Below are 12718 nucleotides of genomic sequence, written 5' to 3' on the forward strand. Positions count from 1 at the left end.
ATGATAGACGCTTCACAATTATGCGTCAACCCTTTCAGCCAGTGTAACACCTTGGTCCCCGCGGCGAAAACCGGTGAACGCCAAACGACCGCCTCACGTTGACCCGCACAGGGGCCGACTTGAGGCGGTCGTCAGTTGACTCACGTTACTTGGCGTACTCGACCGTCCGCTTTTCGCGGATGACGGTCACCTTGATGTGACCCGGGTACTCCAGCTCTTTTTCGATTCGGTTGCGAATATCGCGCGCCAAGACAACGGAGGCCTCATCGGTGAGTTCCTCCGGCTTCACGATCACGCGCACCTCGCGCCCGGCCTGAATGGCAAAGCTGTGGTCCACGCCCTTGTAGGCGTTCGCGATCGCCTCCAACTTCTCCAACCGGTGCAGGTAATTCTCCAGCGACTCCGACCGTGCGCCAGGCCGCGCTGCCGAAATTGCATCGGCCGCCGCGACCAGCACCGCAATGACGCTGGTTGGCGCGACATCGCCGTGGTGTGACGCAATGGTGTTGATCACCACTTTTGGTTCCTTGTACTTCGTGGCCAATTCGACCCCGATTTCGACGTGTGAGCCATCAACTTCGCGGTCGATGGCCTTGCCGATGTCGTGCAATAACCCTGCGCGTCTCGCTAAGGTCACGTCCTCACCCAGCTCGGCGGCCATGACGCCCGCCAGCTTTGCGACCTGGATTGAATGATCCAGGACATTTTGCCCATAACTCGTTCTGAAGTGGAGCCGACCTAACTTCTTGATCAAATCCGGGTGCATGTTATGAATGCCCACATCAAAAATCGCCTGTTCGCCGATTTCACGAATGCGTTCGTCCATCTCTTTGCGGGCCTTATCGACCATTTCCTCGATGCGCGCCGGGTGGATCCGGCCATCTTGGATCAGCTTCTCCAACGCCATCCGCGCAATTTCCCGGCGAATCGGGTCAAAGCCCGAGAGCACCACCGCCTCAGGGGTGTCATCGATGATCAGATCGATCCCTGTGAGCGTTTCCAAAGTGCGAATGTTGCGGCCCTCGCGGCCAATAATGCGGCCCTTCATGTCATCGTTCGGCAAGTTCACGACGGTCACCGTGGTTTCGGCGACGATATCCGAGGCGCTACGCTGAATGGCGTCCGCGATCAGCTTCTTGGCCTCGCGGTCCGCCGTTTCCTTGGCCTCGTCTTCGCTTTCTTTGATCAGTTTTGCGCGTTCATGCGCAAGTTCAGTCTTGGTTTCAGTAATAATTTGTTCTTGGGCTTGGGCTTTGGTCAGTTCCGCAATCCGCTCAAGTTCAGCGTGTTGCGCCGTGATCGTGGCCTCGATCGACTTTTCTCGTGTCTCGAGGTCTAGCTGCCGTTGACTCAAGTTCGTCTCCCGATCCGACAAGCTTTGTTCCTTGCGGTCCAGCGTGTCGTCCCGCCGATCCAGTGTTTCTTCCCGCTGCAACAAGCGGTGCTCCGATTGTTGAACCTCGGCGCGGCGCTCCTTGAGCTCTTCTTCGACCTGACTGCGATAGCGATGGGCTTCATCGCGTGCCTCAACCAATTTCTCTTTCTTGAGGGTCGCAGCTTCTTTTTTGGCGGTCTCAATGATCCCTTCGGCACTGCCTTGGGCCTGATCAAGAGCATTACGGTGGATCCGTTTTTGGATTACGAGCCCGAGCAATAATCCGACTGCTAAAGCGATGACTGCGAGGATTATTGAGACCAGCATTTCTGCGCTCATCTTTTCACCTCCGCATCATCTAAGCGATGTTATTCAATCACATGCATTGATGCTGTTTTTTATTTTTAAAAACGTACACTCAACAATTGTAGCGGTTGAATGAACAGGTGTCAACTGACGCCAAACGGGCGCGGCTCAGCGGCCACGCCCGTTTCAGCATTATTTTTGTGGTTGGTCGAACAGCTCGGTTTCTGCTGCCTTCTTGCCGGATTTCTCGGCGACTGCCTCAAGCCCTTCTTCGGCCTCTTCGTTGGCTTCGTCCATCTCGTAGGCCACCCGAACCTTCTGACGGATCTCCGCCTTCATGTCGGGGTGCTCATCCAAGTAGGTCTTCGCGTTCTCGCGCCCTTGGCCGATGCGCTCCTTGCCGTAGCCGTACCAGGAGCCCGACTTGTCGACGATGTCTTTTTCGACCCCCATGTCGATGATCTCACCGGTTTGGGAGATCCCCTTCCCGTACATAATATCGACTTCAGCGACCTTGAACGGTGGCGCCACCTTGTTCTTGACGACCTTGATCTTGGTGCGGTTCCCGATCACGTTCGTGCCGTCTTTGATCTGCTCGGCCCGGCGCACTTCAAGGCGCACCGTGGCGTAGAACTTCAGCGCGCGACCACCAGGGGTCGTTTCGGGGTTCCCGAACATGATGCCGACTTTTTCGCGGATCTGGTTGATGAACAGCGCGATCGTCTTGGTCTTGTTGATCGAACCGGACAGCTTCCGCAACGCCTGGCTCATCAACCGGGCCTGCAAGCCGACATGGGCATCCCCCATCTCGCCTTCGATTTCGGCGCGCGGCACCAGCGCCGCCACCGAGTCGACGACCACGATGTCAACGGCGCCAGAGGTCACCAGGGCATCGGCGATTTCCAAGCCCTGCTCACCAGTGTCCGGCTGTGACAAAAGAAGCTCGTCGATGTTGACGCCCAAAGCCGACGCGTACTTTGGATCCATCGCGTTTTCGGCGTCGATGTAAGCGGCGGTCCCGCCGGCCTTTTGCACTTCTGCGACCGCGTGCAGCGCGATCGTCGTCTTCCCTGAACTTTCAGGTCCGTAGATCTCCACGATGCGGCCACGCGGGAAGCCCCCGACCCCAAGCGCGTTATCAAGGGCCAAAGAACCACTGGAAATCGTCGAGATGCGCGTGTCGACCTTGTCGCCCATGCGCATGATGGACCCTTTCCCAAAGTTCTTCTCGATCTTCTTTAAGGCAGCGTCAAGCGCTGCTTGTCGTTCATCTTTTGCCACAAAGAACCCTCCATTCAGGTTTGTCTATCGACTAGTGTACAAGAGCGCCGCGGGAAGTGCAAGCAAAAATCGAACAAACGTTCCTATTCGTCTGTCATGGCGTTCAGTGCCTGTAACACGGTGAACAGCCCCGCCTTGACCGCGCGCCCCCGCACGGCCTGCCGGTCCCCCGGAAAATGGTGCACGGACGCGACCGGCGCCTGGCCGCGCTGGGCCAACCCGATCCAGACGGTCCCGGCCACCTGCCCGTCATTGGGCCCGGGACCGGCCACGCCTGTCAGGCTGACGGCCAGATCAGCCCCGACCTGCGTCAATGCCCCTTGCGCCATCGCCTTAGCAGTCGCCTCACTGACGGCCCCATCCCGGTCGATGGTCGCGAGGTCGAGGCCCAGCATACTGGCTTTGGTCGCGTTGGCGTAAGTGACAAAGCCGCCCTTGAACCATTCCGACACCCCGGCCACACTGCCAAGGCTGGCCTGCAAGGCCCCCGCGGTCAGACTCTCAGCCGCTGTCAGCTGACAATGATGCGCCGCCAGCGCCGCCACGACCGTTTGCGGCAGATCGTTGTCATCACCAGTCCCATAGAAGTACTGCCCGACCCGCGCCATCACCTGCGCCTCGATCGGTGCGATCAGCGCCATCGCGGCGGCCTCTGTTGGCGCCTTGGCCGTGAGCCGCAGCGTCACCTCGTAGTCTTTGATGTACGTAGCAAGCGTCGGGTTGGTCTGACCGTCGATCAGGTCCTGCAGGTCCGTGACCAACTGCGATTCCCCAATGCCAAAGAAGCGCAGTACGCGGCTGGCCATCACCTCATGCACCGCCAGCGCGTGCGCAAGCCGTGGGACGAGCTGCGTCACCACCATCGGCTCGAACTCTTTGGGTGGCCCCGGCAGCAGCACATACTGCTTGCCGGCCGCGCGGCTGATCGCCCCGACCGCCAGGCCCACCGCGTTGGGCAGCACCGTGGCCCCGGCCGGATACATCGCCTGCACCCGGTTGTTCGGCGTCATCGGCCGCTGCCACTGCTCGGCGTACGCCGTCAGCTTAGCCAAGGCCGGTTCATCGACCGCCAGCGCCACCCCCAAGTAATCGGCGAGCACCTGCTTGGATAAATCATCTGCGGTCGGCCCGAGCCCACCGATCAGCACCACTAACTCAGCCCGTGAGGCGGCCAAGTCGATGGCGGCCCGTAGCCGCGCCGCGTTGTCCCCGACAACTTGCTGATTGACACTGTCGATGCCCAGCGCCGCCAACCGTTGCGCCAAGAAGCTGGCGTTCGTGTTGACGATCTGCCCCAACAGCAACTCCGTTCCCACTGCAATCAATTCTGCCCGCATGTGTTCACCTCATGATTAGATTACGCTACCGTCTCAGTTTACCACCCACGCACGGCAAAAACACGAGGCGGGGCGTGCTGCCAATGAGGCGATCACTGGCTGAACCGGAATCCGGACCGGCTGCTTTGCTTATTGCTTTTTGGCTTTCGTCAAGCGACACAAAGCAACGCAGCGGCCACTCGTTTCCGTTCTGCTTTGCCTTGGGCCGCAGTAGTATCTTGCTTACGTTCGGCTTTGCCTCACTCCGCAGTAGTGCCTTGCTACATTCAAACACTCGCGCTAAGTGCGGGCGCAAGCAATTGAGCAAACATATGTTTTGAAATATCTGTGTCGCACGCATTTCGATACTTGTTAGTTCGCAAACATGATCAGCTCAGTGGATGTCTGAGTGGTTCATAATCGGAGGACGGAGGTTCAGCCCGTGACACTGGAAGCGGAGGCGGGTGGCGAGCCAGCGTGACGTTGCTGTTAGCTGGCGGTCTTTGCCAGCTTACAGCAAGAGCGGGTCTGGAGACCGCACTTTGGCTCCAGAGAGCCCCACGCGTTCCGCCGCCACCCGCCGGAGCTGGAAGTGTCGCGGGCTGGACCGGAGTTCAGTAGTTTTCCCCCCCCCGCTAAGTGTGCTTGGGGCTGCTTTAGTGTACAAAAAAAGCGGGCACGCGGCCCGCTCAATGTCATTTTCCGAAGGAGTCGGCGAAGACGCCTCGGTTTTTGTAGAAGTATTCGATGCCCGAGTACAGGGTGAAGAAAACCGCGACATAGAACAGCGTGACGCCGATCGGCAGGGTCAGCCCGAAGTCCTTCATCATCAGGAAGATGATAGCAAACATCTGCGTGGTCGTCTTGATCTTACCCGGCCAGGCAGCGGCCATCACTTCGCCCCCGTTCGCCAGAAGCAGGCGCAAACCGGTCACGGCCAGCTCCCGCCACAGGATGATCGCGGTGCCCCATGCGGGGATCGTGCCTTGGGCGGTCAGGAAGATGAAGGCGGTCATGACCAGCAGCTTGTCGGCCAGCGGATCCGCAAACTTCCCGTAGTTGGTGACCAGATGATTGCGGCGCGCAATTTGACCATCCGCAAAATCGGTCAAGGACGCGACCACGAAGATGATCGTCCCGATGACCCAGCTCCAGGCGATCGTGGTGCTGCCCATAGTCACCTGACCGCTGGGCCAATCGAAGACGAGCAGGAGCGTGAACACGGGGATCAAAAACATCCGTACCGTGGTCAGCTTGTTGGGTAAATTCAAGATTAGTCACCTGTGCTTTCTGAATCGGTTGCTGCCGTGAATTGAATCGTCCGCACGATGCGGGTGCCATTGGTGGCATCGACTTTCGTGTCGTTGATGGTGATGCCGGTTTGCGGCATGTTCCCGGACTTCACGCTAAAGGCCGTGGCGCCGTCTGGCAACTCATAGGTGTGGCTCTCACCGGCACTCAGAGTGCCCTGCCAGGCCGTGGCGTTGTTGAGGATGACTGCGACCCAGGCCGCACTGTCCCCCGCCGTCAGCGTCACCTTGTTGCCACTCGCGGGCAGGTTCTTCAGCGTGGCCGTCTGCAGGGTCGTGTTGGACGTCGCAACCGTCACCTCGAGTGCGGCCGCCTTTTTACTGGTACTGCTGCTTGCCTTCTTCTTGCTCGAGCTGGCCGCCTTTTTGCTTGACGAGGACTTACTGGAAGTCGTGCTACTGTCCTTGGTTTCAGACACCGCCACTGACGAGGTGTCCGTCGAGATCGGCTGCTTAGGGCCTTGACTGTTCTTCCACGTCACGAAGTAAATGGCACCGACCAGCAAGATGGCCAAGCCGACTAAGGCAATCTGAAAAGCGTGGCTCTTCAGCTTGTTGACGGGGCTGTTCTCAGCCGCGCGCGTAACCCGCGTCTTGTTTTCAACCGACTGTTCAACGTATTCCTGCGGCTGAGTCTCTGGAATGTCTTGTTGAAATTGTGTGAGGAGCGCGTCGCTGTCCAACCCAACGGTCTCAGCGTACTGCTTGATGAACGCCCGCACGTAAAAGTCGCCGGGAAGCGCATCAAATCGGCCCTCTTCAATCGCGATCAGATAACGTTTCTGAATCTTCGTGATCTGCTGAAGGTCGTCAAGCGTATACCCCTTTTCAATCCGGGCTGACCGCAATTTTTGCCCAATTTCATCCATCAGTTTTCTTCACCCGCTCGTCTTTTTATGTTCATTTTCAGTATAACATGAATCACAGGTCGCATGAATTAAGAAATTGTTAGGCCCCGCTACTGCAGCCAGCCGCCGGTGACATACAGCGTCTGGCCGGTCAAGTATGCCGCTTCGGGTGCCAGGAGCATGCGCACGTAGTACCCGACATCGCCAGGCTCAGCAAAGCGGCCGGCCGGGATCTCGGCCCGCACCGCGGCCAGCGCCGGCGCGTCAAACATCGCGTTCATCTTGGTCGCCACAGCCCCAGGCGCCACCACGTTGACCGTGATGCCGAGGCTTGCCACCTCCTTGGCGTACGCGTGCACGAAGGCGGACTGGCCCCCTTTTACCGCACTGTAGGCCACCTCCATGGCGCTACCGCTACCGCCGTAGACCGAGCCAATGAACACGACCCGGCCGGTGCCGCTTTGCGCCAGCTTGTCCTGCAGACGCGCCAGCAGGGCCATCGGTGTCAGCAGGTGCACGCGCATCAGATCCGTCAGCTCGGGCACGGTGCTGTCTTTGAACAGGTGATAGGTCGTCATCCCCGCGGCAAACACCACGGCATCGAGGCCAAAAAGCTGGGCCACGACCTGGTCGAGGTGGTCGGGATCCGTCAGGTCGTACGCCAAGGGCAGGAAGTCCTGCTGGGGGTACGCGGCGGCGAGTTCCGCGGCCAAGGCGGTCGCCTGCGTCGCATTGCGGTGGTAGTGCAGGTACAGGGACCAGCCCTGCGCCCCCAGCTGGCGCGCCACACTGGTGCCGATGTCGCCGCTGGCCCCCATGATCAGCGCCCAGCGCCTCATTCGCTCACCTCCGGCAGCACATGGCAAACCGACACCGCCGCCAGGTCAAACAACTCGCCGGCGATCGTCTTGAGCTCGTCTAGGGTCACCGCCCGCATGACGTCGGCGAGTTCAAAGGCGTTGACGGCCGTGAAACTCTGAGCGCTCAGCTGCCCCGCAATGCGTTCCAGCGAGTTCAGCGACTGGTAGTACTTGCCAAGCCCCGCCTGTTTGAGCCGGGCGAAGCGGGCTTCGGTCAGGCTCGGCTGGTCCGCCCCTTGCGCCAGCACCGCGACGATGGCATCGGACAGCGCCTGCGGGTCCTCAGTGTCCCCCGCAAACGTGACGTAGTTGAAGGTGCGCGCCACCTGGTAGTCATAGTCAAACGAGTCATCGATCAGCCCGCGGTCGTACCAGTCCTGATACAGCGGGGAGGAATCGCCAAACAGCATCTCCAAAAGCAGTCGCACGGCCACCTGGTAGCGTGTGCCCGCCTGGTCCCCGCCGATGTCGCGCTGCCCCTTGAGCCCCACGGCACTCTTGGGCCGCACCACCGGCAGGTTCAGCGCGCGGTACGGCAAAATGGTCGCCACATCGCCGTCAAACGCCACGCCGCGGGTAATTGGCGTGGCCGGTGCGAAGGACTTAGCCGCCTGATTGGCTTCGATCAGCGCCAAGAGCGCGGCCGGGTCCACGTTGCCGACAATGGTCAGCGTCATGTTGCTCGGCTGATAGAAGGTTTGATAGGCCTGATACAGGGCTTCTGGGGTGATCCGGTCGATGGACTCCAGCGATCCGGTCACATCGTGCGCCACCGGGTGGTCCGGGTAAAGGTTGCCGAGGATGCCGTAGTACAGCAACCAGCCCGGGGAATCCTGATACATCTGAATTTCCTGGCCGATGATGCCCTTTTCCTTGGCCACGGTTTGCGCGGTGAAGTACGGGTCCTGTACAAAGTCGAGCAGCGTGGTCAAGTTCTCCGCCACGGCCTGACTGGTTGAAAACAGGTAAGCCGTGCTGGTCGCCCCGGTGAAGGCGTTGGCCGAGGCGCCAGTGGCCCCGAACAGGTCAAAGGCATCGTGGTCGGCCTTTTCAAACAGCTTGTGCTCCAAAAAGTGCGCGATGCCTTCCGGGTCTTGCACCATCTCGCTACCCCCGACCGGCACATAACGGGTGTCGATGCCACCGTAATCGACGGCAAACTGCGCGTAGGTCTCGTGGTAGTCGGGTTTCGGCACGATCAACACGCGCAGCCCATTGGGGAGCGTCTGCGTGATCAGCGTCTCTGAAACTTCTGGGTAATCTTGCTGCATTAAATCGCCTCCTGGTCCGTGAGCAGGTAAATGGCCTGCAGCGTCATCGCCTCAGCCGCCGCCTGCACCTGCGCCCGCGTGACGGCGTCCACCTGCGCCGCGTAATCGGCGTACGCCATGCGGTGCGCCGGGATCAGCGCGTGCAACAAGCCCTGCCGCGCCAAGAAGCGCGGCGAGTCGTAGGCGATCTGGCGGCCGTTTTTGAGTCCGTCCTTGATTTTTTGGAGCAGCGCATCGGAAAAGTCACCAGTCGCGACCTTCTTGAGCTGGGCCGCGATCAGGTCCTGCACCACGGCCGCATTGGTGCCATCAATGCCGGTTTGCACCATCATCAAGTGACGGAACGGGTCCAGCACACTGCTGGCGTAGTACGCCAGGCTGGCCTTTTCGCGCACGTTCGTGAACAAGAAGGACAGCGGCGAGCCGCCGAACAGCTCGGCGGCCACCAAGGCCGGGTAGTAGTTGGGGCCGTAAAGGTCGATCGGGGTATGATAGGCCAGGTTCATCTTAGCCTGGTTCACGCTCGCCACCTGAGTCTGCGTGCGCACCGTGGCCGCCACCGGCTGATCGGTGATCAAGCTCAGCGGATGCGGATTGCGCGGGGCAAAGCCCATCTGCGCCACCAGCTCCGTTACGGCCGCCGGCTGCACGTCGCCGAGCACGACCAGCTCGATCTGATCAAGTGTCAGCAGCTGCTGGTACGCGGCCTGCAGATCGGTCTCGGTCACCGCGGCCACGGCTTCAGCGGTGCCAAAGCTCGGGGTCGCCTGGTCCGCATCGGCGGCAAAGTACAGCGCCTGCGCGGCCAGGCTCGCCTGCAACTGTCGGTCCTCGGCCAAGCTGCTCAGGTAATCCATCAGATTGTGCCGTTCGCGGGTGACCACCGCCGGGTCAAAGTGGTCCCCGACCCGCTTGGGGTGCAGGAGAACTTCGGCGAGGAAGCGGCAGCCGCGGGCCAGCAGAGGTTGACCCGCCAGCGCATCGGCCACCAGGTCCAACGTCGCGGTGACGCGGTGCACCTGGCCGTCCTTGGACACGCCGATGCCAAAGTTGGCGCCGTACATCAGCTCCAGTTCGGCCGCTAGGGCCGCCTGCGTCGGGTACGCGGCGCTGCTGGTTTCCAGCACGCTGGTCAACAGCGTCCGCGCCGCGTAGGTCATGGCGTCAGTGGGGGCCAAAAAATGCACCGCAATGCGCGTGGTTTTGAATTTTGTCGTTGGAATAACGTTCAGGTAAACGCCTGAAGTCAGTTCGATTCGCAAACGTGTCTCTCCTTTTAAGTCAGTCCGTTAGTCTCGATCAGGGTTGCTCCGGGTCAGGTTGGGCGAACACCTTGCGCGGACGGGAACCGTCGCTTGGCCCCACCACCTGGTTGGCCTCCAGGTCATCGATGAGCCGCGCCGCGCGGTTGTAGCCGATCCGAAAGCGCCGCTGCAGCATGGAAGTCGAGGCGCTCCCTTGCTGGATCACAAAGGTGCGGGCCTCCTCATACAGCTCGTCTTCCGAGTCCGCGTTCGCGTCCGCTTCCACCGTGTCGCTTGGCGCCATGTCTTCTTCGTAAGCGGGATCCACCTGCGCCGTGATGGCCGCAACCACCGCCTCGACGTCGGCCGACGGAATGAAGGCGCCTTGGATGCGGACCGGCTTGCTGGCGTCGATCGGGTCATACAGCATGTCCCCTCGGCCCAGCAGCGTTTCCGCGCCGTTGGTGTCCAGGATCGTGCGGGAATCCACCCCACTGGACACGGCAAAGGCGATGCGGCTCGGCACGTTAGCCTTGATCAGGCCGGTGATGACGTCCACCGAAGGCCGCTGGGTCGCGATGATGATGTGGATCCCGGCCGCCCGGGCCATCTGGGCCAGGCGCACGATCGCGGTTTCCACCTCGTTGCCGGCCACCATCATCAGATCGGACAGCTCGTCAACGATCACGACAATGTACGGCATCCGCGTCAGATTGTCAGCCGTTTGCGCCTTTTGGTTGAACTCGGTCATGTTGCGCACGCCGTTATCGGAAAAGGCCTGGTAGCGCTTGTCCATCTCGGCCAGCACCTTGTTCAAGGCGGACGGCGCCTTTTTGGCCTCCGTCACCACCGGCGTGAGCAGGTGCGGCACGCCGTTGTACACCGACAGCTCCACGCGCTTCGGGTCGATCAGCATCAGGCGCACCTCAGACGGCTTGGCAGTCATCAGAATGCTGGTGATGATCACGTTGATCATCACCGACTTGCCGCTCCCGGTCGCGCCGGCGATCAGCAGGTGCGGCATCTTGGTCAGGTCAAACGTCAGCACATGCCCGCTCACGTCCTTGCCCAGCGGGATCACCAGCGGCTTGCCCGGGTGCGCCGGCGTGTTCGCCAGCACTTCCCGGTAACCCACCGTCGCAATGGTCGCGTTCGGCACTTCGATCCCGATCAGCGGCTTGCCGGGGATCGGCGCCTCGATGCGGATATCCTTGGCCGCCAGCGCCAGCGCGAGGTCATCGGCCAGGTTGACGATTTTGGCCACCTTGACCCCGACGGCCGGCTGGATCTCGTACTGGGTGATGCTAGGTCCCAGTGTCGCAGATTTGACCGTAACATTCACGCCAAAGCTCTCGAGTGTCTGCTTCAGCTTCACGCGGTTCTGCTTGATTTTTTCGACTTCCTGCGATTGATCGGCCGGTGGCACCGCACTCAGCAAGTCAAGGCTCGGCAGCTGGTAGTCCGTTGCGGTCGCGTCGGCATCAAATGCCTCAGTTGCATCCTCAACCGGTTCCACTGAGGGCACCGGCGCAGTCGCGTCAGCGGTGGGCTCAAGCGGCTTGGGCGCAACACTCGGCTGAGCGGGCGCGTGAATTTCAAACTCGTCTTGGGGTAACGGTGTCGGCAGCGGCTTGTCCTCAGGGGCCGCCTGAGCCGGCGGTTCAGTGTCCGCGGCGGCCGGCTTCGACTTAGCCGACGTGGGCGCCTTTTGCGCGTGCGCCTGCTTGAGCGCGGCGAGGCGCGTTTGCGCCCAAGTCACCCCGTTGCCCACGCCGGTGCCGACCCAGCGGCACGCGGCGAAGACCTGGGCCGGCGTGATGCCGACGATCAGGCCGAACCCGATCAGCCCCATCAACACGCCCAGCACCACTGCCCCCACCTCGCTGACCAGCGGGGCGAACACATTGTACACCGCCCCACCGATGAGCCCGCCGCCGACATCCGACGCAGCGGTGCCGCGCGCGAAGTCGCTTTTGAGCAGGCGCCAGGTGGTCAGCAAGAAGTGGCTGTGCACGGCCAGCACGTGCATGGTGGTGGCGGTCAGCACGTTCAGGCTTCCAAGTGCAATCAAGGCCCCGCCGCCCCAGAGCCGCCGCGTCACCGGCGGAAGCGCCCCAGAGAGCAGGCACCATGCGCCCAGCGTCGCTAGCGCTGCGGCCCCCACCTGAAAGGCATTGCCCATGCCAAGTCGCAGGCAGTTGGCCAAAAAGGTGCCGATGATGCCCAGCTTGAAGAAGGCGAGCCCCGCCACGCCAAGAAAGGCAACGCCCACCCAGTTAATGGTGTGGTCCCCTGCCTTCTTCCGCTTCGTTGCGGGTCGTTTTTTGGTTGTTTTACGTCGCGTTGCCATCGCCCGTTCCTCCTTGCCCCGGTCACTGCTCAACCGAAGGGCCCCTGACCATTATACACAAACTCAAACAGGGCTGTGCCGCCATCATGGTTCGGCACAGCCCCGTTCACTGATCGGCTTACTTCGCCGCTTGGAATTCGACGCGCACGCCTTGGCCGCCGATCGCTTTGGTCAGCTCGTAGGTCAGTGCCTGGATCTTGTCGATCGCAGGCTTAGAGACCTGTGCCAGCTCTTCTTGCGGCAGCTCCTGCGCCTCACCGAAGTAATCGAGCATCTGCACGTACAGCGAGATCTCGCCCGAAACTTTGAAGCCATAGCCCTGCGGCTGGAGGTCAAACGGCACAAGCACCTCAAACATATTGCCGTTGGCCAGCTCGGCCTTCTTGGCCTCATCGTTGGGCGTCACCTGGCGCATCGCCACCTGAATGCCTTGTGAGGCGGTTTCGGCTTTGGCCACAAGGTCGAAGTGAAATGATTTGACGGTCAGACTCAGTTGTTTGAATGCCATCGATTGATCCTCCTGACGGCCGGGCATCCCGCCCAGTCCTGCGTATTCT

At 61.0% G+C, this 12718-nt stretch carries 10 protein-coding genes; all 10 read right to left on the reverse strand.

Annotated features, from left to right (window positions below):
* Positions 1-145 precede the first annotated feature (145 nt).
* The 10 genes from rny to EKM88_RS05650 all read right to left on the reverse strand — a co-directional run bounded on the left by rny (position 146) and on the right by EKM88_RS05650 (position 12669).
* Positions 146-1702, reverse strand: coding sequence for a ribonuclease Y (gene rny / locus EKM88_RS05605; RefSeq protein WP_191988709.1), 1557 nt, complete (start codon positions 1700-1702; stop codon positions 146-148).
* A gap of 171 nt (positions 1703-1873) precedes the next feature.
* A complete protein-coding gene (gene recA / locus EKM88_RS05610) occupies positions 1874-2962 on the reverse strand; it encodes a recombinase RecA (RefSeq protein ID WP_125704035.1) in 1089 nt (362 codons plus the stop codon).
* A gap of 83 nt (positions 2963-3045) precedes the next feature.
* A complete protein-coding gene (locus EKM88_RS05615) occupies positions 3046-4299 on the reverse strand; it encodes a competence/damage-inducible protein A (protein WP_125704037.1) in 1254 nt (417 codons plus the stop codon).
* Between the two features lie 674 nt (positions 4300-4973).
* Positions 4974-5549, reverse strand: a complete 576-nt coding sequence (pgsA, locus tag EKM88_RS05620) for a CDP-diacylglycerol--glycerol-3-phosphate 3-phosphatidyltransferase (RefSeq protein ID WP_125704039.1) — start codon at positions 5547-5549, stop codon at positions 4974-4976.
* 2 nt (positions 5550-5551) lie between these two features.
* On the reverse strand, positions 5552-6457 hold the full coding sequence (locus EKM88_RS05625; RefSeq protein WP_125704042.1) for a helix-turn-helix domain-containing protein: 906 nt from the start codon (positions 6455-6457) through the stop codon (positions 5552-5554).
* An 89-nt stretch (positions 6458-6546) separates the two neighbouring features.
* Positions 6547-7275 (reverse strand): elongation factor P 5-aminopentanone reductase, encoded by a 729-nt coding sequence (gene ymfI / locus EKM88_RS05630; RefSeq protein ID WP_125704044.1) that lies wholly within the window; start codon positions 7273-7275, stop codon positions 6547-6549.
* Positions 7272-8567 (reverse strand): EF-P 5-aminopentanol modification-associated protein YfmH, encoded by a 1296-nt coding sequence (gene yfmH, locus EKM88_RS05635; protein WP_125704046.1) that lies wholly within the window; start codon positions 8565-8567, stop codon positions 7272-7274. The genes ymfI and yfmH overlap by 4 nt, the downstream gene beginning before the upstream one ends.
* The gene (gene yfmF, locus EKM88_RS05640) at positions 8567-9829 is read right to left on the reverse strand and encodes an EF-P 5-aminopentanol modification-associated protein YfmF (protein ID WP_125704048.1); all 1263 of its coding nucleotides are present in this window, start codon (positions 9827-9829) and stop codon (positions 8567-8569) included. Before yfmF ends, yfmH begins: the two co-directional genes overlap by 1 nt.
* A gap of 37 nt (positions 9830-9866) precedes the next feature.
* Positions 9867-12161 (reverse strand): FtsK/SpoIIIE family DNA translocase, encoded by a 2295-nt coding sequence (locus EKM88_RS05645; protein ID WP_125704051.1) that lies wholly within the window; start codon positions 12159-12161, stop codon positions 9867-9869.
* Positions 12162-12279: 118 nt separating this feature from the next.
* Complete coding sequence (locus EKM88_RS05650) at positions 12280-12669, reverse strand: DUF1149 family protein (RefSeq protein WP_164512016.1); 390 nt, start codon at positions 12667-12669, stop codon at positions 12280-12282.
* Between the last annotated feature and the right edge of the window lie 49 nt (positions 12670-12718).

Source organism: Lacticaseibacillus daqingensis, assembly GCF_003946115.1.
Classification (GTDB): domain Bacteria; phylum Bacillota; class Bacilli; order Lactobacillales; family Lactobacillaceae; genus Lacticaseibacillus; species Lacticaseibacillus daqingensis.

Coding starts and splice junctions, on each gene's coding strand:
- rny (WP_191988709.1), bottom strand. CDS start 1,702: ATGCTGGTCTCAATAATCCTCGCAGTCATCGCTTTAGCAGTCGGATTA.
- EKM88_RS05615 (WP_125704037.1), bottom strand. CDS start 4,299: ATGCGGGCAGAATTGATTGCAGTGGGAACGGAGTTGCTGTTGGGGCAG.
- EKM88_RS05625 (WP_125704042.1), bottom strand. CDS start 6,457: ATGGATGAAATTGGGCAAAAATTGCGGTCAGCCCGGATTGAAAAGGGG.
- ymfI (WP_125704044.1), bottom strand. CDS start 7,275: ATGAGGCGCTGGGCGCTGATCATGGGGGCCAGCGGCGACATCGGCACC.
- yfmH (WP_125704046.1), bottom strand. CDS start 8,567: ATGCAGCAAGATTACCCAGAAGTTTCAGAGACGCTGATCACGCAGACG.
- EKM88_RS05645 (WP_125704051.1), bottom strand. CDS start 12,161: ATGGCAACGCGACGTAAAACAACCAAAAAACGACCCGCAACGAAGCGG.
- EKM88_RS05650 (WP_164512016.1), bottom strand. CDS start 12,669: ATGGCATTCAAACAACTGAGTCTGACCGTCAAATCATTTCACTTCGAC.